This window comes from Oscillospiraceae bacterium, from assembly GCA_015067255.1.
Lineage (GTDB): Bacteria > Bacillota > Clostridia > Oscillospirales > SIG519 > SIG519.
Map to the genome: position 1 here is coordinate 85,159 of SVMS01000001.1, position 26,016 is coordinate 111,174.

The window sequence follows — 26,016 nt, forward strand, 5'->3', positions numbered from 1 at the left end:
TTTGTTCCTCCTTTCCTATCTGTTATAGATATCGCTCTTCTTACGAATTGACAAATAAACAGCTACAATAATTACAAAGATTATTGCAAAATATGTCCAAGCAATAGTCGAAGAATATGAATAGTCAAGCTTTGAGCTGTACTCAAAAATCTGTTTTACTATTGGGTTTGATAAATCGGTAAATCCGTCAATAATACTGTAAATAATATTAAGCTCAAGCACCGGCATCAACAGAGGGAAAGTAATTTTCCAGAAAAATTCCCAGCCTGTTGCGCCTTCAACCTTAGCCGCCTCTTTAATTGAGGGTGATATTGCCTGTAAGCCCGACATAAAGATAAGTATTTGTATACCGCTCTTCCAAGGAATTTCAAAGATATTGTTAAGTGTTGAAATTATAATATTTACAATATCCGAGCTCATATTTGCATTGAGAAGAATATTCTGCATAACGGTAGCTTGAAACTGGCTTCCCGTTTTAGTTGCAGATTGCATAATCTCCTGAGAGTTTGCATCACCTGTAATATAGCCCATTATAACACCGGAAGCAATAATAACAGGGAGAAAGAATATTGCTCTTGCCAAAAGCCTTCCTTTAAAGTTTTGCGTTAAAATATTAGCAATAAAAAAGGAAAATATTATTATCAAAAACAATTCACTTAAAATGCCTATGATAGTATTTCCCAAATTAGGAATAAAGGAAGGGTCTTTATTAAACAGATATTGATAGTTTTCAAAGCCTATAAAATCATACTGTATTCCGTTTTCAAGGGTAACCTTAGAAACGCTCATTATAATTGAACGGAAAATCGGAATAAAGAAGAAGAAAACAAATCCTATTAAAAAGGGTACTGTAAATAAAAATGCTGCTCGTCTGTTTTTGGTTTCCAATCCGCTTCTTTTCATTTCTTATACCCCCCATATAAACGAAAATGCTTCGACTTCGCCTTCGGCTGTAGTTACTTTCTCATTTGAGTAGTTTACCACACTGTATGTTCCGTCCTCATATACTGTCTTATAAACATTTTCGGCAATCATTTTATGGTCTTTAATTTTCTGATTATAAATCTTCTTGTGAAGAGGAGCATATTTTTCGTTGAATTGCTTTATAACTTCTTTCCAAGCATCATAATTTGCATTGTAAAGATTTTGCTCGTAGGAGCTGTTTACCTTATCTCCTGTTTCGTGCATAACAGTATAGTTAAGACAGCTTCCCGTTTCAACTGCTGATAAAAATGCTGTTGTATAATCTGCAAATTGGTTTATAGCTTCACCTGCTATATTGGTATAGCCGTGAAGAGCTATCTGATAAAAAGGAACTGACTGACTTTGTGTATTATATCTGCTTGAATCGTTGGGAGCATTAAGAATATGAGATGCTGTTTTTAGCATATAGTCATTTCCGCCTAAAAGCATAAGACTGTTGCTTGCTGCCTCATATCCCTTTATAATTTCGTTTGTTGTTTGCTGTAAGGATGTATTTTCCAAACGATAGTCAGCATACATAAGATTTGTATTGCTTAAGCTTACGCCCGATGCATTGTTTTTTGTCGTATAGCTGTCTATTTTAGAAATTGTTTTTGCAATTTTATTTGTTGTTAAGAAATATGATTTTACGCCCTCAGAATCTCTGAAATAAACGTTAAGACGGTAAGTGTATAAAGGAGATGCTATATTTCTCAAATTTTTTGCATACTCATAAAAGCTTGAGAAGATATTGCTTCCTTTTTTTATCTTGGTAGGACTTGCATCGAGATAAATCAATGTATTTGTTTCGTTACAAAATTCGGTAAGGGATTTAAGTCCTTTCTTTCCGCCTAAGAAAGATGAAGGCGAGCCGTTGGAGGGAATTTTATCCTTTATTGTTGCATCTGACCAGTTTTCAAGCCTTACAACGATATTTTCAAGACCGCCTGACTGCATATCGGAAAGTATATCCTTTGCCTGTGCAAAGCTTGTAAGCTTCTCTTTTTGCATTAAAGGAATACCGAGAAAGCTCTTTTTTCTGTAAGTGCCGCCGCAAATACTTACATATGTATTAGCAGCTAATTCTACCTTTTCGTTTATCAAAGCTTTATCTGTTAAATGTTTACTGTATGTCTTAGCTAAATCAATATATGTAGCATCTTCTTTGTCTATCAGATAAAAGCTTAAGCCTAAAACTCTGTCCTCCTGCTTTTGCTCCTGAAAGAATTGCATATCCGACTTGTTTTGGTCCTCATATATATAAAGGTCGCTTGTTCTCAAAGAGAAATTTGCATAGCCTGCATTGAATACGTTTGCAAGAGTAGACTGTTTACCGTAAATAGTTGCATCTGCCATACCCGAATTTATAACTGCCAGCATTGAGCTTTTGGGCTTTATTATACCGTAAACAGGAAGTCTTACACTTTGCTCTACCGTGGACTTTGAGAAAATCGTAGTAGTTAAATTCTCACAATAAACCTTTCCTTCATATATCGGATATTCCAAATTAAACTCATCGTTAAAAGGAATTAAAGCGCCTGCTCCGTCAGGAACAAAAAGGCTTCCCTCTTCCTTTGTATCTCCCGCAAAGAAAAACGGTAAAATTTCAATTTCATAAAAACAATAAGGAGCCTTTTCTACCATAGAAGCTGTGTCTACGTAAGCCTCTATACCGTACTCTGTCAGCTCAACAATAAGAGAAAGAGATATCTCATACTGAGGAAATGAAATGTCGTATTTTATTCCTTTGTCAGTTTTTTCAGCTTTTTGGGCTGATTTCATAACGCTGTCAGCATAAGAGCTTATATCTATAATAGGTGTAGTAATCTCTTCAAATTTCAAAAGCTTTCCGCTGACTACGGATTTAAGACGATTTTGGTCGTCATAGGAGCAGTTTATTATATCATCCTTATTTTGAGGATTGCTGTACCATTTTTCACCGCTTTTTTTGCTCTCTATGTAAAATGTTCCCGTTTCGTCTTCAAAATACATAAGAAAATTATTATTTTGAGTTATTACCTCAAATTCACCCGGTTCGAAGCTGGGAGTTGTACTTGTTCCTTCATCAAAGGGGTTTTTAGGTTCGTCTAAAAACGGGTTTGTCGGCTCATCTGCAAGAATTGCGGTAGATGACAAAATCAAAGCCGAAATTAAAACAGATGCAATCTTTTTTGAAAGTTTCATTTTACCGCCCTCCTTACATTGTAAATCTTACTATCAGCTCATCAAACACTGTTGAAATGAAGCTGGAAATCTGTTGAAACAAAGATAAAATAAGAAATCCTAAGAACAAAATAATAAATACGCCTACCAAAGTAATAAATAAAGCAAAAATATTTCTTTGTCCTGAAAATCTATGTATCTGTTGCATTGATATTATTATCAAAAGCACAGAATACAAAAGTCCCACCGTTGTAATAATGGATAAAAATGCGTTTTCATCAACGGTAAATGCATAGCTCAATATTGTAGATATTGTCATAGCCACTGTATAGGGAAGTATTGAATACATTGTAACTACATATATTTGCTTGAAGGTTCCTTCTCCGTCAAACACTGCCGTAAATGACCAATTGGCAACGCAGAAGAAAAATAATACTAAAACTGAAGAAATGAAAATAAATAAAATATTTGTATTATCTACATTGTAATAGTTAAAGCGAAAATTTGTATACTGTCTTGAAAAAGCAGTTGCAATAAAGTAAAGCACCATTATTACAGAAGCTGCTAAAACAGAGCCATCATCCTTTTGCTTAAGCTCATCAAAGCCGTCAACAGGATGAAGATAAATGTGCATAAGCTTTTTCATAAAAGCTTTAAAAGACTTTATATCAACCACAGCATTTGCCGAGCGAAAGCTAATTTTCGCTCTTCCTCCTTCTTTTGATAATACCGATAACCTTTTTCAAAATAAACAGTATAACAATCAGGCTTATTATAATACCTATAAACTCTCTCAAGAACTCTGTACGCAAGCTGTCAAAAGCCATAGATTCCGCATCTCTTTCTCCGGCAAGCTTAAAATTCTTCATAGCTTCTATATAATTGCCTGTATAAAACTCTGCCTTTCCTATGCCGTAATATGCGCTGAGGCAGTTTGCATTTTGCATAAGAACCTGTTGCCAGATTCCCTTTGCCTGTTCATAACGGCCGTCAAGATTTAAAAGGGTACCTTCATAAAGCTTTTTGCCGTATTCGGTAAGCTCAAATGTTGTAATACTTGAAGCTTTTGCATCAAGTACGTAGACATCGTCTCCAACTGTATCTATTGCCACAGGCTGCATAAAGGTTCCGTCCTGATTGTTTGAGCCTCCGAAAACTGTAAGATTGCTACCCTCGTTGTCATATACGAAGATACGTCCTCTTTGACTGTCAAGTCCGTATACAAAGCCGTCAGCATTAACGGCAATGTCTGTCATAATAGTTGCTTGCATAACGTTTTTATACCACACAAGCTCTCTGTCACCGTAAGTTTTTGTTGGGAAAATATTATTTCCCAAAGGATTTATCTTTCTTATTTGGTCTACGTTGTTCTGATTTATACCTGTGCAGGTATAAACGAAGTTTTCATCGTCAACATCAAAGCTGTTGTACTCTATAGGCACATACTGAACTGTATATTCAATCATGTCCTCTGTCATAAAGTTACGCCAGAAACGTTCAGCAAGCATTGAAGCAGTAACCGTAACGGTATTACTTCCGAAAAAGCCTGTAAACTCTCCGTTTTCATCATATGACAAAGCGCCTGTTGTTATAAACTGACATAAAACATATGTAAAGCCAAGATTATCCGATAAAACCTTTAAAGGTCGGTATTCTGTATCCTGCGGAAAAATCTCACTCTTAGGCTTTTCAAGAACTCTCTGAAGCTCTTTTTGTTTATTGAAAATATAAACCTTTGCCGCACCTGTGTCGCAAAGATAAATAAGCTCATCTCTTACAAAGATACCGTTTAATTGGGAGAAAGTAATTTCATTTCCGTCTTTATCGGTTATAGATGTTATTTTCTCCTTCAGCTTAAAGTCTGTATCTGTGATAAGAATACTTGAATTACCTGAATTTACAATATAGATAAGTCCGTTTTCCTCGTCAATAAACATATCCGTAGGGTTTATAAGACGCTCTGTATTATCAACATCTCCCTGATAAACAGAGACAGGGGTATACGCCAAGGTTGAAGGTACGATATTTCCGTCATCATCGTATTCATAGCCGTTGTAAGGAGCAAAGCTTCGGGCACTTGCAGGAAGGCATGCGCACACACATAAAATTACAGCCAACGCTAAAATTAAAATTTTCTTTTTCATATGATGCCCCCCTTAACCCTTTATTCCCGAATGGGCCATTGTTTCCACAATCTTAGATTGGGTAAACAAGAAAATAATGATAGGAGGTAGCATCAGAATAACTGCTGATGCAGAAGCTATTCCGGCAGTTGCAACAGTTCCCGATACTGAAATCTGTCTGAAAATAGCCGGTAGGTTTTTAAGCTGCTCAGTAAATATGTAAGAGCCGGTATCTCTGTTCCAAAGAGCCTGGAAGGATAGAATTACAAGTGTTATCCACGCAGGCTTAACATTCGGCATTACAACCGTCATAAATATCTTCCAGGTTCCCGCTCCGTCAACAGTTGCCGCTTCAATAAGCTCTGTAGGAATTTGCGACATAAAGTTTTTCATAAGATAAAGACCTAATGAAGAAGCAATCGCAGGGACAATTATTGAGTAAACAGAGTCAATCATTCCTAAAGATGAAAGTAATATATACTGAGGAATAAAGGTAACATCGTAAACAAACAAAAGGGAAAGAACTATAATTCTTTCAAAAGCTGCGCTTCCGGGGAATTTGTATTTTGCGAGTGGGAAAGCTGCCATACAGCACACTATTACGCTTAAGCCTGTTCCGAATACTGTTATAACTACACTGTTAAATACATATCTTTCAAAAGGAACCCACATATTGTTTGTTCTGAGTAAAAGATTTGTAAAGTTTTCTATGGTGGGATTTCTTACAAAGAACTGAGGGGGATAAATAAACAGCTCTTCCAAAGGCTTTAATGATTGTACAATTGCATATACAAACGGCAATATCATGAAAGCACCGATAGTAAGAAGAAAAAGCATTACACCAATGTCGCCTGCTATTGAGTGCGTTTGTCTTTTTCCGGTACGGTTTATTTTAAATAGCATTGCTTTTTCCTCCTTCTTTACAGATTTGTTTTCTTCTTAAGTAATTTTTCAATAAGATTGTTTGTAGATATCATAACTATAAACAATATTGTAGCAAGTGCACAGGCAGTGCCCATTTCGAATCTCGTTGTACCGTAGTCCTGAATGTGAGTAACTATCGTATGCGCCGCATAGTCTGTTGACGGGAAGCCCGCAAGCTGACTACAAATAGCACTTACTGAGAAGGCTGCACCTATCTGCATTACCGCAGCAAACATAAGCTGAGGTCCCATTGAGGGAAGAGTTATTTTTACAAACTCTTGGAAACGGTTTTTAACACCGTCTATAGCGCCTGCTTCGTAAAGAGTGGTATCAACACCCTGAAGACCTGCGATAAATGATAAGAATGAGGTTCCCAAGCTTGCCCAAAGCTGAACTATAATAATGATAGTCAGCATATATTGAGGGTCGGTAAGCCAGAGAATAGGCTCATTGATAATTCCAAGACTCATTAATATTGAGTTTGCAAAGCCGTATGTATCACCGCTGAAAATTATCTGCCATATTACATATACGCTTCCCGAAATAGAGGGAACGTAATATATAAAGGTAAACATTACTCTTAAAAATCTCGGCAAATCATTTATAAGCCATGCAAAAAACAAACATAGGAAATAGCTCAAAGGACCTGTTATAATTGCAAAAATAAGAGTATTTTTAACAGCTATAAGGAAAACGTCGTCCTGTAATAAAATCTTAGTATAATTGAGCCAACCTACAAACTTAGGCGTTTGTATCATATTGTAGTTTGTAAAGGAAAGAACAATAGCACAAACTACAGAAATAACGGTAAAGATAAAAAACAAAATTGCAAAGGGAGCCATCATAAGATATTGCGTTCTGTGCTTGATTATTTGCTTTTTCAATTCACCTTTTTTATAGTGCATATCAATCTCTCCTTTCTTAATCTAAACCAAGTTCTTGACGCTTCTTGGTGATTTCCTCATCCATTGTCAATGAATATTTATATATTGTTTCTCTGTGATTTTCTTTGCCTATTACAACTTTTCTGAATGCGTTTGTAATATTTCTGTTAATCATATAGGTTGCAGGGATTATGGGCATAACTTTTGAAGAATCTCTCTGGCTTACAATTTTAACAAGCTCTTTCTGAGTCCAGTTCATATTTTCAAGAGACTCTATATTTGCAGGAGCATATCTACCGCCGGGTCCCAAAATATTTTCAACAGTAAGACCGTACTGAGTCTGCTGAGGCTCATCGGTAAACCAATCAATAAATTTATAAGCGGCTTCTTCATCTTTACATTTTGAAAGAATAACTGCACAGTTTCCGCCGGAAACTGCAGTATTGATAATATTTCCGTTTTCATCAACTGTTCCCGGAAGCTCTGCCATAGCCCAAAGACCTGCTATTTCGGGAGCTGCTATAGAAAGCTGATTGTAGAAGGTATAGCCCTGTATACCAAGAGGCATCTCACCGCTTCTGAAACGGGTAAAGAAGTCAAACTCAACGTTAAGACCGTATTTTGTGTAAAATTCAGTCCACTGTTTAAATGCTTTAAGAGATTTTTCGGTGTTAAGCTCTGTTTTTGTTCTCTCTTTATTATAAAGATCTGCGCCGTTTTGGAAAAGTAATGATATAAATATGCTTATATCAGGCGCTGTGCTTGAGCCGACAGGAACACCTACCGAAAGGTTTTTCTTTTGAAGTCTTCCTAAAACATAATAGAACTCATCCCAAGTCTTAGGAAGTGAAAGACCGTTCTGAGCGAAAATGTCTTTTCTGTAGAAAAGCATATGGAAGCTCTGTTCAAGAGGAAAGGCATAGGTGCCGCCCTCATATTCATACTGAGTGAAAACGTCTTCTCTTGCACGCTTTTTGATTTCGTTAAATCTTTCGTATCCGGTTAAATCAAGTATAGCGCCTCTTGCTGCAAGGTTTATTGCCGTACCACTATCGGTAAATAGCATAATATCAGGCTGACGTCCTGAAGCAACGGCTTCAAGAAGACCCTGCTGAACAAGGGAAAGTGCAACATTTATACCTGTCTGAGGAGTAAAGCTGTTGTCCACCATATCCTTTACTATCTGAGCCTGGTCACGACCTGTACCAATCCAAACCTTAATGGAAGCTATATCCTCGTTATCACTTATAAGCGAATAATCTTCAAAGAATGAAGCAACAAATGAGCTTACACGGAAGCCAAGCTGATTGAAAAATCCGGAAGAAGCCTTAGGTGCCTTTACTTCGGAAGACTTTACAAATAAATAGTCGATTTCAAGAGGCTGAGATTTCAAGGAAAGTACCCAGCTTGAAAGACTGCTTATATTATCATTAAAGCTTGAGATTCTCAGTGCAACGGTTCTTGGCTTTTTCAAAAAGCTTTCTAACTGAATTACAACAGTCTGTGCAGCTACTGCGTTGTTGCCCTTCATTATTTCCTTAGATTTCATCTGCTCTGCAAGCTCTTTAAGAGTCTTTGCAAGCTTTTCGAAACGGCCTTCAAGATTAGGAATTTGCGCTTTAAGATTGTAGTCACGATAGGGGTCGGGAGAAAGTCCCGTTATCATAATAATTTCTCTGTAAAGAGTGTTGAGTTCAAGAATACAGTCGTCAAACTGTTCAAGAATCAAACCTACATCGCCTGCGGAAGCTTCAAGGGTTATTGTATGCTTTCCTTTTGTAAGATACACTTCAAAAGGATCTTCATCGCCAAGCATTTTTATTGTCCAATCGAAATCATAATCGAAATGTACGTTTTTAAGCTCTTTAAAAAGAATTTTATCATCTATGTAAATATTTCTTGAGGAGTAGAAGCCTCTTACTAAATTCTGTCTTGCTCTTAAGCCAATGTTATAAAAACCATCCTCGGGAACCTCAATCTCCCAATTTATAAACTGACCTGCCTGATTGAAGGTATTCTGACCGATAGTATTAAGCTTAAGCTTTGAAGCGCTGTTCTTTTCTCCTGTGGATATCTCGGTATCTGCATTCATTTTATCATATGTAGGATAAAGAATTGTATCAGAAACGCTGACAGCTAATTCACCCTGAATTTTTGTTATAAAATCCTTCGGAGTGTTGTTGGGCTTCTGAGCATTTTCGTTTTTATATTTCTCGTAAGAAATATCGCTCTTAGCCTGTGTAAGACACAAGCTTTCAATACCAAAGCCGCCTCTGATTGCTTCTATTTTCAAGGTGTTAGTACCCTTTTTAAAATAGAATTTCATATTTTCATAAACGTAGCTGCTGTCAATAAGTCTTGTTGTGCGGAAGGTGTTAATTTCTTCTTTTTCACTTTTTAAATCGTTTCCAAGGCTGTCCAGAGTTATCTTATTATTGGTGTAAAGTCTCGGCAACGAGAAAAGGTCCGCCTGTGAAAACGGTATCTCTCCGTTTATAGACAAAGAAAACTCTATTTCTGTCATTTTAAGAGGCATATTACAATAGGTAATGTCTATACAATACCATCCGTCAGCCTCCGCCTCAAAGGTAAATTCTGCTTCTCCCGTATTTTTAGGGAAAGCGATAATATTATCACGGGAATAAACAGAAGAAATACTAACCTCATCTGAAGAAGATGTTAAGTTAGTATGATTTAAAACAATCTCTCCGGAAAGTGCCGGCAAAGAAGCGTTTTTCTCCATATATTCGTTGTAGCTTATATAGCTTACAAACATTTCGTCATCACTACCCGAAGCAACTGCTTGAGCCTGTTGCCCGAAAGCTGTCAACGATAGACCGGAAAGCAAAGCTAATACGCTCAGTAAGCACACTGCTCTTTTTCCGACAAAAATCCCCTTATGTATTTTTTTCATTGTTGCACCTCCGCAGAAAATAAAAAGCTTCATTAAATAGATTTAAACAAATAGCATAATTAACAATAATGCTATCTATTGCTTTTTATATATTATACAACAAGACGCCTGAATTTTAAAGAACAATTATTAGTATTTTATTAATCATTTTTCAGTTTATTGACGATAAAAAAAGAAAAATACCATTTTTTTGAAACTGTTTAAATCAATTCCAAATAAGGAAATAATACAAAAACTTATATGTAAAAAAAGTGTTATCTTAAGGAAAGTTTAACTTATATGTGAAAAATTGTTAAGCGTCTATTAATAATTGTAATTGAATGATAAATAAAACTATTGTACAATGTTTATAATATTATATATTAGAAAGGTGTGAAAGAAAATAAACATACTTCAAGAATTTAATATTATCAAAGAGCAAGAGATGAATGATTATGCAAAAATTAATTTTTCAGACCTTGTGGCAGCAAAGGGAACCTACTATTTTTTATCTGTCGCAAAAAAAGTTAAAGCTATCACTATTTTAATAAATGCCAATTTTTTCTCGAACACTTTTTATTGGGGCAAAATGCTGAATATTATTATCCTTGAGCTTAAAAGACTCAATATAGAAAGCTTCATATATATATTGGAAGAGGATAAGCCTGTTGACCTTTCGGATAAAAGGTTTTCTTCAGATGCTTTTATATTTATAGGCGCAAAAAGAGAATCAGCTATATCTCAGATAACAGCTTTAAAAAAACCGCATATATTTATAGACCCCATAAAAGAGCAAGCTCAGAGCACTATCGTTTCTCACGATAATTTTGCAGCAGGCTATAAATGCGCAAAAATATTTTATGATATGGGGCACCTTACCTTTTGCTTTTTGGACGCTGATTCCAGGTCCTTGAGCTACGAAAAGCGTTACAACGGATTTGCCAGCTTTCTTACTCAGAATAAAATCGAGGACTTTCCCCGTATTTCACCTATGACGGAGGCTAAGAACATCTCCGACATTTACAATTTTTCAGATATTTTAAAACTGAGCAAAAGGCCTACGGCGTTTTTTTGCGCTTCCGACTTCATTTTGCTCTCTGCCTTTTCAATGTTTAAAAAGCTTAACCTTTCAGTCCCCGAGGACATTTCCATTATAAGCTTTGATAATTCCAATCCTCACGATATTGATAACATCTCTGTTGACAGCTTTGGAATTTCAGTTGTAAATATGGCTCTTACTGCCCTTTATATCCTTCTTATTTATATAGATTCAGGTACAATCAGCTTGCCTATGGATATCTGTATAGATACTATCCTTGTAAAAAGAGGTTCTGTGAAAAATCCGAAAGAGGTGCTTTAAATGAAAATAATTCTTTATAAATTCCCCTCAAAAGCAATTTCGGATAAAATTTGCGAGAACCTGAATAAAGACTTTGACGTTCTGAACATCAGCGTATTTTCAGAGGTTTTCCTGTCTGATATATTCAATAAGGAAAACTGTCTTATTATGGTATATGTTGACGAAACAAAAATGAAAGCCTTTTACGAAATAACCAATCTGATGAAATTTTATAATGATGTTATTGTAGTGGCAATCAGCAAGAAATTCACATCGTCAACTATTCGTGAATGTTTTTTAAAGGGCGCGTATGACTGCATAGAAACAGATTGGAATATAGATTACAGCGAAATTGTAAAAAGCTTTGAGGAAAAGAAAACGAGAAACCGTTTTGTCGATTTGTTAAAGCTTGAAAAAAACAACAGCTATATTGAGCGTCTTTTCCTTGATATTATAGAGAACAAAGGAAATGAGAGCAATTTCCAGACACGTGCCGAAAGCTTTAATATTTTAAAGTATACAAGCTTTTCCACAATAGTTTTGAAAATTGATTATCCCTTTGAAAAAACTTTTTCCCCTAATTTTGACGATTTTTCAAACGACCATTACGAAATATTAAAGCACTACGCTATTGACTTGGAGCAATTTTATTTTATCGAAGACTTTATTGTCTGCATAAAAAATAACGATGAAATTATTTTTATCATTTGCTCTATGGAGAAAAGCGCAAAGAAAACCAATGCGGTTATTATGAACTTTTTAAGAGATTTGAATGAAAGCTTTTATACTCATACCAATTTGGAATTTCTTGCAGGCGTAAGCCAGATAAAAAGCAGTCTTGATTCTATTTATACCTGCTATAAGCAGTCCTTAGATGCTGTAGAATACGGCTTTTACCGTCTTAACGAAGCCTTTTTCTTTTATGACGGCAATTCTTTATCAAAGGAAATTATCCACGAAAATAACTATATAACAGGTATAGACTCGGCTATCGAGCTTAATGATACTCAGCAGATAACAACAAGTATCCTTATAGTGCTTGAACGCCTTGCAAAGTTTAATATGTCAATAAAAAATTATACCGATATAGTAGAGCTGATTCTTTACAGAATTATGTTTTTATCCTCAAAACGCGGATACAAATTTTCTTTGGGAAACGCAAACGGTCTTAATATCCTTAAATGTATTTCAAAGCTTTACAGAATTGACAAAATGAAAAATGCTCTGAGCTTATTTTTGAATTCTGTTTTGAAATGCAACACTTCTAATACTTTAAAAAACAACGAAACTGTAAATCAGATAAAAAAATTCATTTACGAAAATTTCAGCTCCCCCATAACGCTTACCTCAATAGCGGAGCATGTGCATTTGAATCCAAACTATCTTTCAGGCATATTCAAAGCGCAGACGGGAGAAAACCTCTATTCTTTTATGACAAATGTCAGAATGATTGAAGCCAAAAGGCTGCTTTCGGAAACAGATATGAGCATTTCCGATATTGCAACAGCTTGTGGATATTTAGAGCTTATTTCCTTCAGCAGAGCCTTTAAAAGAGCTTGCGGAGTTTCCCCCGGAAGCTATCGAAAAAAAGGTTAGTAAAAAACTGAGATTTTGTTTAATAACACCTTAAGTTTTTGCATTGATTATAAACAAAAAATGTGGTACTATTTTAATGTGGTTTAGTGTTTGTGCTAAATATTAATTCGTTTTATTGATGTTTTTAAGTATTTTGTACTTAAGCATATAAAGAAAAGGAGAGAAAAACATATGAAAAAAATCAGTTCCATACTTGCCTTGTTGCTATGTATGTCTATGCTTCTTACCGCTTGCGGCGGCGGTCCTGCAATAGATGATGTAAGCGGAATCGGCTACGGTGGCGACGATGTGTATGGTGAAAACAGCTTAGGCGGCATTAACGGAGGTAACGGCGGAAACGGCGGCGGAAATAATACCGACGGAAACGGAAGCCAGGTAACTTCAAAATTCGGAGTTAAATCAAGAAAACAGCTTCCCGATTACATTAAAGATTTACCCGAAACCTCTGAGCTCAAGATGTTTGTTACAGTTAGACCTAACGAAGTAGAACAAAAAGCTAAGCTTGAACTCTTCAAGACAATGACAGGAAAAACCTTTACTTTTAAATATGATGTTGCTACAGACTGGAATACTTATTCCGAAGAATTGGCAACTCTTGTTTCTTCAAACTCTGCACCTGACAGCTACAGCGTAGATATCACTCAGGCTGCATTCGTAATGGGTAAAGGCGTTTTTGAAGATATATCAAATTACATAGACGCTACTGACCCTCTGTGGATTGAAACAACTCAAAATCCCAATGATGTATATACAAAGTATAAGGGAACAAGATATGCAGTATGCACAAGCACAAGTGTTATCTCTAACGGTCTTCTTTATAATAAGAAGCTTACTGATGCTGCAGTTGCTAAATCAGGCGGCACTCTTCAGGACCCTGTTACAATGTTCTATAACAACAAATGGGATTGGAACGCTTTCGGAAAATTCGTAGAGCTTATCACAGTTCCCGGAAACCCCGAACCCTCAGTTTACGGCGCTTCTATCAACTGGGCTTTCCTTGTTACCTGGATAGGTTCAACAGGTATCGACATTATTAAAATGGACGACAACAGCAAGCTTGTTTCCAATATCAGTGATAAGAATGTTTTACGTACCTATGAGTACATTCAGAGCTTAACTGCTAAGGGCTGTCTTGACAGACTTACCTGGGATAATATTCCTAACCGCTTCTCTTCAAATAAGATAGGCTTTATCAGCGGACACGTATGGGATTACAATACTCCTGCATATCTCCCCTTGAAGCAGGCAGGAACAATTCAGTTTGTTCCCTATCCTAAGGATCCTGAGGCTGATAAATATTATCACAATGCCAATACAAACTTCTTTGCTATTCCTAAGGGCGCTAAAAACCCCTACGGTATAGCTGCTTGGGAATATCTTGGCAGATATATGCACTATAATGAGAATGAGAACTTCGTAAAAGCTCAGAAGGATATGTATGCAACAACTTACGGCTGGACAGACCAGGATTATCAGTATTATATAAAGGATATTGATAAAAAGGTTACTCCTATTACCTTTATCGGAAACAGACTTACAGACTTTGATGATAAAAGATTTACAGAAGGTCTTGTAAATACAGCTCTCGGTACTCCTGCAAGTATTATTAACGAAGTTAAATCAGCTCACATTTCCGCTGTTGATAAATTTAACAGAAGTTAATAAGATTAATTTGTTATTTTAATTGTCCGGAGCAACAGCTTTGTTCAATTATTATATATTATTAATAATGCCTAACGGCATAAAAAATTAAAAAAGGAGAATGAAAATGAAAACAGCAAAAAAACTTTTGTGTTTGCTTATGACTGTAGCAATGCTTGTTTCTGTAATTGCTATAGCTCCTACAGTAAACGCAGCAAAAGGCCCTAACGGTTTAGTAGTTCTTGAGCCCGGCCTTGCTGATGATGGCTATACCCTCGATATAGGCAACTGGGTAGGCGGAACAGCTTTCTCTGCTATTCCCACAGCAAGCAACGGTTTCCCACTTGTTTGGGTTCCCGCCGGAGATGCCTTCAGCAACACTGATCCGGAAGATTATACACAGGGCACAAACAAATTTGAAGTTCCCGGATTCTTTACTGATACGGTAATGTTGAGAGCTCCTTATTCAAGCGGCGGTCCGAGATACGTTGATTACAACGTTGTAGGCGGCTCCTACATCGGCTTCCTTTCTTACTACAGAAACAATTACAGCCCCTCTACTCTTTACAAAATGTGGTTCCAAAACGCTAATAACACCAAGGGTGTTAGAGTTATGTACTCCACAGATAACGGCGCTACTTGGGAAGGTCCCCTATCTCATTCTGCGCTCTTTGAGTTTACAAGAACTTCCACAAAAAATGCAGCTCCGGGAAGTCAGGATGTAACCTCTCAGCTTAATACAATTGCTAGCTACGTTTTAAATAACAAAACTGCTACAGGAGCTATGTCCTACTTCTATGATTACATAGGTATGTGTCATTCTTACCAAATTCCTGAAGACGCAACAATGGTAAGATACATATTCCCCGAAGAAGATCTGCTCCTTACTGATGTTAGCTGGGGAGTTTCATACGGCTTCTTCTATGGCGGCGCTGCAGCTTCTGCAACACCTATCTCCAATAAAAACTATGTGTTCGAGGGTACAACTGAAATCCCCTCAGAGCCCGATCCCGAGCCCGATCCCGAGCCCGAACCCGAGCCTGAATTACCTCCCGAAGCTGATAAGGATATCTTCTATCCCGGTACAGCTGACGACCTCACAGGCAATGCCTACGGCAGCACACTCTACGGTAAGGCTAACTATTCAGACTACAATGTTGGTTATTTCACATCAATATGGGATTTCTTAACAGGTATGGATATCCCTAATGTTGTTGGTAACACCAGATATTCCGAAACTGCTCAATTCTTAGGCTATAACGGTGCTACTCCCGAGGCGCTTGACAACGCAGAGAGAAGCCTTACATACAATGTTGTCGGCGACACTTATTTTGGCCTTGACTTCTACAGCGGTACTGCAGAAGTTGATTCCTTAATAGATATGATATATGACAGATATGATACAGGCTGGCAGCTTTGGATTTCTTCCGATAACGGCGAAACCTATGAGAAAATCAATCCCTATGATTACTATCTAAATAAAATGGGTAGAATAGTAGTCATCGATGGGGCACAAAAAGACATTCCTGTTACAAACGCTGATTGTTGGTTTGGCCAAGGCGGTCACCTCGGTCTCCTTGACTTCCTTGTAAAGAACAAGCATTTACAACAGCCCGGCATGAGCCTTGGTGAAGCAGGTGTTGGTGCTTCTCACTTCTCAGTTGGTAAGGCTTACTACTTACCCGAAGGTACTACAAATGCAAAAATCGTATTCCCCTCTTTCTCTTTTGTAGGCAACGGCGATGCTGTTTGGAACGTTGCTCTTACAGGTGTTAAATCCTCTTTAACTCCTATCACTGCTGATAGCACAGGAACAATGGCTACAGCTGACGGCGTAACTCTTCCCGAGTATGACAATACCATTGCTTTAGATACCTTCAATAAAGCAACAGGCGCAGCAGTTGCTGCAGCAGGCTCTGCTAACGTTAACTATTCTTATAATGACTCTGCTGTTTATGTTAACGTTGAAACAGATGCTGATATCGTTGATTTCTACTACATCAACAACATCAACTTCCTCCAGAACATAACAGGTAACACAGTATTTGATTTATTCAACATTCCTGCTAACGTTGACGGCGATATTTCCAGCGCTATCGGAAAGGTTTCCTACAACAAAACAACAGGTGAATTCACAACAGGCAATATGGGCGGCGTATTCTCTGCTGACGATGCTAAATATGCTAAGGCTACAGAGACAGGCGTATCCTTTATTGTTCCCCGTTCCACAGTTTGCGATAAATTCTTATTCCACGTTGCAGCTTACAACGAAGGCGACAGCACAATGCTTTCTACAGGAAGCATCAACGGCGGTAGCCTTGCAGGCTTCAAGACCTTGAACTTTGCTGATGTTTCTTCCAAGTATACATTTGCAGACGGTAAGGTTAACAACATTAAGTACGGCACAACCGTAAACAACTTTATCATGGGCAACGGAGAGTCTGTAGCTCTTTACAACATCGACGGAAAAGCTCTTGCTTCCAACGAGATATTGAGAACAGGTACTTATGCAGTTGTTAACGGCAACAGATATGACATTATTCTCGAAAACGACGTAAACGGCGATGCTGATTTCAACGTTCTTGACCTTGTTACAGTAAGAAATTACCTCTTGAACGTTACTGACTTAGCTCCTGCTTCCAAGAAAGCTGCAGGCGCTGATGAAATTACAATCGTTGAGCTTCTTTCACTTAAGGATGATATCCTTGCAGGAAAGACATTTGAGACAGAAGAAGCTTACTCTCCCAAATACATTTCTTTAGACGGCGAATATTCAATTAAGAATACTGCTTCTGCTCAGGCTATCAAAGATTACCTTGCTACTGCATTGACTGTTGAAGGCTTTATCAGCGCTACAACAGTTGGTACTCTTGAGCCCGGTGTTGACCCCACATTCGAAGCAGACCTTAACACTGTTTTAACAACAGGTGCTAAGCTTATCGCTCGCGCAGGCTTTGTTTGGGGAGCAGGTCTTGATATGAATATTCACTTTGCAAACTGCTTTAAGTGGGCTGATTATGTTCACAGAATCGATTCAAGAATTCTTCTTGAGGCTTGTATCTTTGAATCAATTGCTCAAACAACAGCAGAAAGAACAATGATTCCTGCATATGTATTTGAAGCATTTGATCTTCCCGTTGAAACAAGAGCTTTCGATTACTGGAGCATTATTAACTATAATTATGAAAATAAATGGGGAGACACTGTTTCAGTTCCCAACTTAGTAGAAACAGAAGCTCAGATGTGGTTCTACTACTTAGCTACACAGTATATTGATGCTGGCTTTGATGTTATCAATCTTGGTCAGGTAGCTATGTCCTTCGAGGAGGATGACGGTACAGTTCTTAACGAACTTCTCACAATGATAAGAGAATACGCTGCTGAAAACGGAAGAAACAACAACGTTCTTATTACAGGACATAACAAATACAATATATCCAAGTTCATTCTTAAAGACGGCAATTTATTATTCGACTTTGATACATTCCCCTCTCGTATTTACGACGGTGACGGAGAATATGCAATAGAAGCTAACGGATATATGCCTTGTACCTTGAAGGCAGGATACTTAGATTCTATCTATCAAAGAACTTCTGGCGGAAAACATCCTCAGGGTTACAATGTATCCGAAAACTTCTATGTAGTTGAAATCGACAACTTTGAAAATAACCATCCCGGTGATCCTACTCCTGCAACTCATTATCCTTGGGGTTATGATGAAATCACATGGTTTGCTTTACAGCCCAAAGAAGGACAAACTAAATTCCTTAACCATATGATTAACTCTTTGAAGCTAACTGATCCCGGCACAGGATATATCTCTCTTCCCGGACGTCGTACTGCTACACGTACTATAAACGGCGAGACTGAATACCACTTCAACGCTTCCTCTTTAGTTAAGAATGGTCAAGCACTTGAAAGTGTTTACAGAGATGTTTATTCAAAACAAATTTCAGCTTAACCTTATTTATTAAAAATCTAATTTAGATTTTAGCAAGGGTGTAGGGCTCTTCCCTGCACCCTTGCATTTAAACTATGGCAACTATTATTTTTACTTCTCCATTGTAATAATGATTATCGAATGTCGAGAAATTGACCCAATTTCTCGACAAAGCCTATGAAAATCGGCTTATCAAAACGCAAAAAAGCGTTTTGATAAACAACAATCTTTATAAGAAAGGAATTTTCTTATGCACAATAAATTCAAAACTAAAGCCCTATCCGTTTTGACTGCTTTATTGTTACTTAGCTCTGTGTTTACTCTATTGCTGCCTTCCTCTGTTATTGTTGCAGAAGAAGAGCAACAACCTATCAGGCCCGGAATGTTTGAGGTTTTCAAGTCAGAAAATTATATTACAGGTCAAACAGGTCTTGGCGGAAAATTCTCCAATATTGATCATTTTGTGTCTATGTCCATGTTCTTTGGAAGTTATATTAAGCAGATAGATGTTAACTATTGGGCAAGCTCCTCTCGTGCTACCGTTCCTTATGGCATTAGAGCAATTGACGGTAATCAGAGCATTACATACCCTGTAAGAGATAACACCTATTTTGCTTTTAATACTATTACAGGTACTAACTACAAAATAGGCAGCCTTACAAACCTCATTTATAACACTGAGGGCACAGGCTGGCATCTACAGGTTTCCTACGATAACGGAAAAAACTTTGAAAATATCAATTATGATAATATCTATCAGGCTCAAGCATATAACTGGACTGATGCAAATAAAAGTCCTACTAAAGACAACAGCTTTAATATTCTCGATTATTTAGCTACTTATTCTTCGGAGCCTGATTATAAAATTCCTGTTCCCGATTGTGACAAGTACTGTCTTGTTACTCACGTTTATAAAATTCCCGCTTTTGTTACTCACGTAAGAATTATGTTCCCTAAATATACTGCTATTGAACAATACGATTCTGTTACCAACCAGCAATACGCAGGTCTTTGGTCTCAGTCTCTTTCTTCAATTAAGCTTTCCAGAACGAAAATTGATTCTACTTCAAAAGGCGATACTGCTGTAAAAAACTACTACGAAGACCCTTGCTACAGCGTTAAATCTTCTCAAAAAGAATCTTTTGTCTTCTCAAAAGACATTTTATATATCAATGATGAAATCGTAACCGATTTTTCATTATCCAACATTGAAAAAGCCTTTGATACCACTATGTCAAAGGTACAATTCTACGATTCTTCCGATAATCTTATTACTAATTATTCCACTTTGATTGACGAAACAATGAAGGTTAAATTCGTTGCACACGGATATACAGGTACTGTGGCAGGTCTTGTTGCAGGTGATGTTATTAACGAATATACAGTTAAAATCAGCGAATTGAAGGAGCCTGAATTTGTTTTAAAGGACAATCTGGCTCATATTGAAATTACTGACAATAATATTGTTATAAAACAAAAGTCTGACGAAGAAGATATCACATACGAAGATTTCAAAAACTACTATAATATTTCCTACGGCGATATTCTCTTCTATGAAATGGACGGAACTCCCATCACTGACCTTGACGCTATTGTTTCTCCGCAATGTATCGCAAAATTTGTCACAAAAGATTGTCCCGGTCAGGTAGACGGCGTAGTTAAGAGTACCTGTAATCTTTCCTTGGTATTAGATCCAATATATATTGATTTCCCCGAAACCGAGACTGATTCCAAGCTTATTTTAAAGCCCGGTATTGCAGACCGTTTTATTCCTGTAGTTAACCCCACTACCGGCGTTTCCTTCTCTTCCTATGCAACCTTTGAAAACGGTGCGGCACTTAGCTTAGTAAATATCGGTCCAGATACACTTGCTTGGTTTGATACTCAAAAGGTTGTTTTCGGCAAAGAAGCTACCGGTATGGTTCACTATAACGCAGTTGCTCCTTGGGATATAGAGCCTGCTTTGGTTTATAAGGTTCAGCCTGAAACCTATGTGGGTGCCGTATTCATTGTCGGAAGTAACCTTACCACTGCTAAGGATGCTTTGGACTCTATAGAAGACGTCCAGTTCCTTGCTTCTAAGGACGGCGACATTTGGGTAGACCTTGGCGACCCCTATAAAGGCTGTATTTCCACTACCAACAACCTCTATTTAGGTGATATTAAAAGAGCATTGAAAGCGTCCTACGATGACGGAAAAGGTAACAACCACTTCAGTGGCTGGTCTCAGGTGCTTTTCTCATCATATATACCCGAAGGCTATACCTATTTTAAGATTAAGATGCCCAACAACCTTCTTCAGAGAGAGCTTATTGGTTCATATAGGTTCAAGGATGCTGCCAACGGAGATTATTCTCTTGACGATAGCGTTTTATACACCTGGTGTTCAATTCACGGCGCATGGTGTTCTCCCACTCATGAGTTCCTTAACAGTGGAGAAGGCGCTATTGTAGCTACCAATGACGGCGTTGTTTTCCAATATGGCTTTAACCTTGCACTTGTCAAGGCTTCTTCAACCCCAATCACCTGTACTCCCGAAGGCGATTTAGTTGCAGGTGATCCCGAATACTCTAACAACTACGATGCTTCTGAATTTATAATTAAAGACAATAAAATAAGCGTTTTAGGCGATATTTTAAACGTTCGTAATTTCGGTGATGAAAAGACAACCTATCAGGAAATTTTAGACAGAATTGAGCTTCGCTTCGCACAGGCTAAGTTCTATACAGACGACACTCTTTCCGTAGAGATTACAGACCTTTCAAAGCCTGCTGAAAACACAGCTTATCTTTGCATCACTGCTCATAAAAACAAGGTTATTCAGTATTATCCCGAGGGCAAGGTTTTAGGTCTTTTCAAGGTTTCTCCCGTTAAAGTAACAGACGTTCCCTCTGTTGTTGAAAATGGTAATTTATATACAATTGACCACGAGCAAAAAACCATAACTTTCTTCTACTATATGGATGAGAGCGCTCCTACCTATGCAACTGTCAAAAATACACTTAAGGGTAAAGAGGCTCAGTTCAGATTTGAGACACTTGCCGGCGAATACGTTGACATTAACCTTGACGGTACCTCAAACTATGCAAATGTTTTAATATGTGCATATAACTGCGAAGGCTTTAACAACGGCGATGTATTTACAAAGTATACACTGTTATTTGAGCCCGTTCTTAAAGATGTTTCTGTTTCAAGTCTTGATGAATCAAAAGTTGAAATTGATAACATCGACAATGTGCTTGTTATTCACTCAGATTCATTTACAATCGGTGATATTGACAAGCTTCTCAAAAAGAACAACTGTACTGTAATGTTCTCTATGCTACAGGCTGACGGTTCTTTTGAAACTATTCTCGATTACTCAACTCTTGCCAATACTGACGTTTATGTTGACTTGTTCTCAACTGTTGACTCAAGAACCTATTCCTATCCCTTAACCTTCGATGTTCCTCAGAATGAAGAAGACACTATAAAGGTTCTTAACGTTCCTGAGCTTGAAACATTATCTATTGATGATTTCTCAGCAGTTGTATCCCTTATTACAGAATACAACAAATACTATTATCAATATGATGAAAACCAGAGAGCTTATTATGAGAATGCTATCAATCTTTTGAAAACAAAAATGGACAACCTTTTTGTTGCTCAGCAGATTGCAGAGCTTACAGCGGGACTTCCCACTACTCTTACCTCTGCTAACATCAACACTGTTCTTCTTATAGAGAAGAGCTATGCTTCACTTTTCTCCGAAGTAAGAGATACTCTTGACAGCTCTATAACAGACCAAATTGCTAATTTCAAAGAACAGGTTGGCGCTATTATCCAATCCGATAACGGCGTTAAGGTTTCCGGACTTAAATGGAATATCCGTATAAAAGTTAAAGGCTTATCCACTAAGGATGAAGCTTTTGCAAGAGTTAATCCCAAGGTTTCCGGTACAAATCTTCTTTCTCTGTTTGAAATTGAGTTCTATGACATTTTAAACAATCAAAAATTTGCTCTTGAGGAAGACAAGGTTATTACTATTTCTCTTCCTGTAAAGGATTTTGAAGGTTATGAAAATCTTTTAGGTCTTTACGAAAGAACTGACGGTAAGGTTTCTTACCTCCAGTCAACCTTAGAGGGTGACTATATCTCCTTCAAGGTTAAGCCCTTTAACAGCGTTGGTGTTGTTGGCTCTGAGCCCTTCCCCGTTTTAATCGTTGTTTTAGCTTCTATCGGCGGTCTTATCGTTCTTGCAGGAATTGCAGTAGGCGTTATCTTCTTTGTTAAAAACAAAAATAAAGTTAAGGGAGGTACAGAGGAATGATTAAACATAAAAGATTTTTAGCATTTCTTTTACCCATTCTCATTGTTAGTGCTATTATTATCCCTCATATCGACCTGGAAAACGTAAGTGCTCAAGAACAGACCGACAATTTTGTCAATGTTAAAGATTTTGGTGCCAAAGGTAACGGCTTGGTTGACGAAACAGATGCTATTATAGCCGCTATCAACAGCGTTAAGGACACAGGCGGTACTGTTTTCTTCCCTTCAGGTGTTTACAGAATTACTTTGGGTAACATATTTGTTCCTTCGGGAGTATCAATTGTCGGTACTCTCGGAGCAACAACAGGTCCTTGGCAAAACTATCTGGATGCTCAGGATAAAACAAAGGTAAACCACGGCTTTGTTGTCGGCTCTGCCAGCACCTTTATAAAAGTTTCTATGCTTAAAGGCTCCTGGATTGTTGCTGCTCACGGAGAAGGCGAAGCTGATGCTGATGCTACCTTCTATCTTGACGGAAATACAAGCTTCTCAAAAATCGGCTTTGTTTCCCTCTTTGCATCTCCCCTTATAAACTCAACCTTTGCTTCTCCTCCCCACATTGCTGTTGATACCTCTAAAATGACCGATAAAAAAGGTCCTATAAATATTACCGATGTATCCCTCTCCAACTGCTATACAGGTATAGCTGTTACTCAGGGCGACGGTGTTGACACCTTCAATTTGGGCGAAGATAAGCAACCCGTATCCATCGGTAAAGTAACCATTAAGAATGTTATGGGTTCTCCTATGCATACAGGTATTTTGGTTAAAGGTATTGCAAGTAAGGTTGCTATTGAAAATGTTCAATTTAACTATGCTACTTACAACACAAAATATGTTGAAGAAAGAACATTATACGCTCACGATATAGTTCTTGCCGCTGCTTCTGATGTAACTGTTGACAGAGTTCTCAGCTTCGGCGCAGAGGCTGGTCTCAAAACTGAAAAGGCTTACAAGAACACCGGTGTAAATCTTAAGGCAACAGGTCTTAATCTTGAAAACAGATTCCCTGTTCATCTCACAGCAGCAGGAAATTATGATATAAGAAGCTCATACTTCTTTGTCATAAACTATGCTAATAAGAGAAACGAAACCTTCTACCGTGCATTATACATTACAGATGATGAAGACAGCACAGTTAAATCCTCATACACCTTTAAAAATATCTTCCTTCAGGATGTGGGTGCAGGTAATGGCCTTGATTTGAATAACGCTCAGTACAACAACGCTTTCATCGACATTACCGTTAAGGATAACGCTGCTGCGCTTTTTGAGAACGTTGAAACCTACGGTTATGATAACTCTCCTGAGCCTAATGCAATGATATACTATACTCATAACGGAACAGGCACAAGCTCAGGTATCTTCCGCAATATAAACACTATATTCTCATACACCAATCAGCCCCTTATAACTGTAGGTGGTACAGGATATAAAAACGGTGAAGCTGTTATGGAATACTGCAGATTTACTTCTTCTAATGTTATTCCTGATGATAACTCGGTTAAGTTTGTTTACTGCACTCAGAATTCATCACAAACAAATACACTTATAAATAATTAGGAGGTTGTGCAAGCATGAAAAATCATATCAAATTTCTTTGTATTGTTATTGCAGTGATGTTAAGTGTTTTAGCACTTTCCTCCTGTAATAAGCTTCACTTCAAAGATTACCAGAATAACGGCAATACCGATGAATACGGCGCAGATTTAACCCAAAGCTCTGTATTTGACGGTATGGAGTTTGATACTAATTATACAGACCCCAATGCTTCTTCCTCTTCAAAGCCCACTTATACTCCTGAAGAAAAAGAAGAGGTTAACGGTATTAAAAAATTCTATTTGAGCGTTAAAAATTTAGGTGCTGTCGGCGACGGCGTTGCTGATGACACTGAGGCTTTTGAAAAAGCTGTTCATACCTTGAAAAATTCCGGCGGTGTTATATACGTTCCCGCAGGCGTTTACCGTCTTACAAGAGGTATTAACATTCCTTTAGGCGTTACCATTACAGGTGATTCTCCTTCCTTAAAGGGAATGTGGTCCAATCCTTCAGTTTTAACCTCAGCTAAACAAGAGCAGTCTGCTTCTACAGACTTCCTTAAAACTGACAATTTCAGCGGCTCCTGGATTTTAGTTGACCACGGCAAAGGTGATGTTAACGGAACTCCTGCAATCAGAGTACAGGGTAATACAACCGTTTCTTCTTTAGGCTTTGTTTACAAGGAACAGATTCCCGTTGTAAATACAGTAAATGAATATCCCCCTGCTATTTCATTTATGTCAACCCGTGAATATACCTATGCCCGTGACGGTGTTGTAATTGAGGATATTTATCTTGCTAATCCTTATCTCGGAATTTTCGTAGGTACAGGAGAGAATCTCAAGGATTATTATGTTGGACAGACGACTAATTTGTCTTTGGGTAGACTCCGTGTCCACAACATAACAGGAACTTCTCTTTGGAAATCTATCTTTATCAGAGGCGTATTGGATACTGTTGATGTAAGCAACATCAACTTAGGATATACAAACTTTGTAAAATCATATCTCCAATACCGCCACAACAACTGTTCAGATATTGAAATTTCAAGAGCTGACGGTAACAATATGGCAAACATTACTCTCTTTGGCGCTAATATCGGTATCAGCTGTGTTCCGGGCTTTGAAGGCTCTGCTTCAATAAGAGGTACAGGTATTAAGTCTTATGCAGGTATCGGTATGCAAACCTGCACAGGTCAGTATGAAATAAACGATTCCGAATTTGCCGCTATCAACTATTCCAACTACCGTGCAAACAAAGAGTCTATAGGCTTAGCTGTTCTTGATGACGAATGTGTTCACAGACCTCACTATATGTTTGACAGCGTTACAATTTCAAATACTGCAACAGGTATAGATTCCTCAAGCTCTGCTTTGAAGATTAATATCGGCAAAAATGGACATCTTGTTCTTTCAAATTCTAAAATCAAAGCAGGCAACGCTTTAGAGGCTGCTGTTACCTTTGATAAACTTGATTTGACCTTCACAACTGCAAGTATTTACAACACTTCAATAACCGGTTCAGGCACAAAGCTTGCTTTGTTGGAAAAATCTAATATTACTGCAGGCTGCTTACAGTTTAACGAATGTACCATTGACGATGCTCTTATGACAAATATGTCTGATGCTAAAATATGGTACAACAACAGCTTAAAAACCTCCGGAGGCGCTATTTCTTAAGCTAAAATCAACTAATAGGACGTG

14 protein-coding genes are annotated in these 26,016 nt (G+C 37.6%); 7 read left to right on the forward strand and 7 right to left on the reverse strand.

Annotated elements, in window-relative coordinates; all coding sequences use genetic code 11:
- Window positions 1-15: 15 nt before the first annotated feature.
- From E7480_00430 to E7480_00460, 7 genes are read right to left on the reverse strand one after another with little or no spacing between them, the layout of a single operon-like run.
- Window positions 16-903 carry a sugar ABC transporter permease gene (locus E7480_00430; GenBank protein ID MBE6903060.1) on the reverse strand — a complete coding sequence of 296 codons (888 nt, stop codon included), beginning with the start codon at window positions 901-903 and terminating at the stop codon, window positions 16-18.
- A 3-nt stretch (window positions 904-906) separates the two neighbouring features.
- A complete protein-coding gene (locus E7480_00435; protein ID MBE6903061.1) occupies window positions 907-3,147 on the reverse strand; it encodes a hypothetical protein in 2,241 nt (746 codons plus the stop codon).
- 13 nt (window positions 3,148-3,160) lie between these two features.
- On the reverse strand, window positions 3,161-3,772 hold the full coding sequence (locus E7480_00440) for a hypothetical protein (GenBank protein MBE6903062.1): 612 nt from the start codon (window positions 3,770-3,772) through the stop codon (window positions 3,161-3,163).
- 49 nt (window positions 3,773-3,821) lie between these two features.
- Window positions 3,822-5,270: a hypothetical protein gene (locus E7480_00445; protein MBE6903063.1), complete on the reverse strand. Its 1,449-nt coding sequence runs from the start codon at window positions 5,268-5,270 to the stop codon at window positions 3,822-3,824.
- 12 nt (window positions 5,271-5,282) lie between these two features.
- Window positions 5,283-6,152 (reverse strand): carbohydrate ABC transporter permease, encoded by an 870-nt coding sequence (locus E7480_00450; protein MBE6903064.1) that lies wholly within the window; start codon window positions 6,150-6,152, stop codon window positions 5,283-5,285.
- A gap of 17 nt (window positions 6,153-6,169) precedes the next feature.
- On the reverse strand, window positions 6,170-7,078 hold the full coding sequence (locus E7480_00455; GenBank protein ID MBE6903065.1) for a sugar ABC transporter permease: 909 nt from the start codon (window positions 7,076-7,078) through the stop codon (window positions 6,170-6,172).
- A 16-nt stretch (window positions 7,079-7,094) separates the two neighbouring features.
- A complete protein-coding gene (locus E7480_00460) occupies window positions 7,095-10,004 on the reverse strand; it encodes an extracellular solute-binding protein (protein MBE6903066.1) in 2,910 nt (969 codons plus the stop codon).
- A 391-nt stretch (window positions 10,005-10,395) separates the two neighbouring features.
- Between E7480_00460 and E7480_00465 the strand changes: the two genes are divergently transcribed.
- The 7 genes from E7480_00465 (at window position 10,396) to E7480_00495 (ending at window position 25,992) form a co-directional block, all read left to right on the forward strand.
- Window positions 10,396-11,310 (forward strand): LacI family transcriptional regulator, encoded by a 915-nt coding sequence (locus E7480_00465; GenBank protein ID MBE6903067.1) that lies wholly within the window; start codon window positions 10,396-10,398, stop codon window positions 11,308-11,310.
- Window positions 11,311-12,885 carry a helix-turn-helix domain-containing protein gene (locus E7480_00470; protein ID MBE6903068.1) on the forward strand — a complete coding sequence of 525 codons (1,575 nt, stop codon included), beginning with the start codon at window positions 11,311-11,313 and terminating at the stop codon, window positions 12,883-12,885.
- A gap of 171 nt (window positions 12,886-13,056) precedes the next feature.
- On the forward strand, window positions 13,057-14,547 hold the full coding sequence (locus E7480_00475) for a hypothetical protein (protein ID MBE6903069.1): 1,491 nt from the start codon (window positions 13,057-13,059) through the stop codon (window positions 14,545-14,547).
- A gap of 106 nt (window positions 14,548-14,653) precedes the next feature.
- The gene (locus E7480_00480; protein MBE6903070.1) at window positions 14,654-18,487 is read left to right on the forward strand and encodes a hypothetical protein; all 3,834 of its coding nucleotides are present in this window, start codon (window positions 14,654-14,656) and stop codon (window positions 18,485-18,487) included.
- 229 nt (window positions 18,488-18,716) lie between these two features.
- Window positions 18,717-22,775 carry a hypothetical protein gene (locus tag E7480_00485; protein MBE6903071.1) on the forward strand — a complete coding sequence of 1,353 codons (4,059 nt, stop codon included), beginning with the start codon at window positions 18,717-18,719 and terminating at the stop codon, window positions 22,773-22,775.
- Window positions 22,772-24,337, forward strand: coding sequence for a hypothetical protein (locus tag E7480_00490; GenBank protein MBE6903072.1), 1,566 nt, complete (start codon window positions 22,772-22,774; stop codon window positions 24,335-24,337). The genes E7480_00485 and E7480_00490 overlap by 4 nt, the downstream gene beginning before the upstream one ends.
- 14 nt (window positions 24,338-24,351) lie before the next feature.
- Entirely contained in the window at window positions 24,352-25,992 is a 1,641-nt protein-coding gene (locus E7480_00495; protein ID MBE6903073.1) for a hypothetical protein, read from the forward strand.
- The last annotated feature ends 24 nt before the right edge of the window (window positions 25,993-26,016 follow it).

Excerpts from the sequence above, each read along its gene's own strand:
- E7480_00430 (MBE6903060.1), bottom strand. The coding sequence starts at position 903 with ATGAAAAGAAGCGGATTGGAAACCAAAAACAGACGAGCAGCATTTTTA.
- E7480_00435 (MBE6903061.1), bottom strand. The coding sequence starts at position 3,147 with ATGAAACTTTCAAAAAAGATTGCATCTGTTTTAATTTCGGCTTTGATT.
- E7480_00450 (MBE6903064.1), bottom strand. The coding sequence starts at position 6,152 with ATGCTATTTAAAATAAACCGTACCGGAAAAAGACAAACGCACTCAATA.
- E7480_00475 (MBE6903069.1), top strand. The coding sequence starts at position 13,057 with ATGAAAAAAATCAGTTCCATACTTGCCTTGTTGCTATGTATGTCTATG.
- E7480_00440 (MBE6903062.1), bottom strand. The coding sequence starts at position 3,772 with ATGAAAAAGCTTATGCACATTTATCTTCATCCTGTTGACGGCTTTGAT.
- E7480_00480 (MBE6903070.1), top strand. The coding sequence starts at position 14,654 with ATGAAAACAGCAAAAAAACTTTTGTGTTTGCTTATGACTGTAGCAATG.
- E7480_00460 (MBE6903066.1), bottom strand. The coding sequence starts at position 10,004 with ATGAAGCTTTTTATTTTCTGCGGAGGTGCAACAATGAAAAAAATACAT.
- E7480_00465 (MBE6903067.1), top strand. The coding sequence starts at position 10,396 with ATGAATGATTATGCAAAAATTAATTTTTCAGACCTTGTGGCAGCAAAG.
- E7480_00495 (MBE6903073.1), top strand. The coding sequence starts at position 24,352 with ATGAAAAATCATATCAAATTTCTTTGTATTGTTATTGCAGTGATGTTA.
- E7480_00445 (MBE6903063.1), bottom strand. The coding sequence starts at position 5,270 with ATGAAAAAGAAAATTTTAATTTTAGCGTTGGCTGTAATTTTATGTGTG.
- E7480_00470 (MBE6903068.1), top strand. The coding sequence starts at position 11,311 with ATGAAAATAATTCTTTATAAATTCCCCTCAAAAGCAATTTCGGATAAA.
- E7480_00455 (MBE6903065.1), bottom strand. The coding sequence starts at position 7,078 with ATGCACTATAAAAAAGGTGAATTGAAAAAGCAAATAATCAAGCACAGA.
- E7480_00490 (MBE6903072.1), top strand. The coding sequence starts at position 22,772 with ATGATTAAACATAAAAGATTTTTAGCATTTCTTTTACCCATTCTCATT.
- E7480_00485 (MBE6903071.1), top strand. The coding sequence starts at position 18,717 with ATGCACAATAAATTCAAAACTAAAGCCCTATCCGTTTTGACTGCTTTA.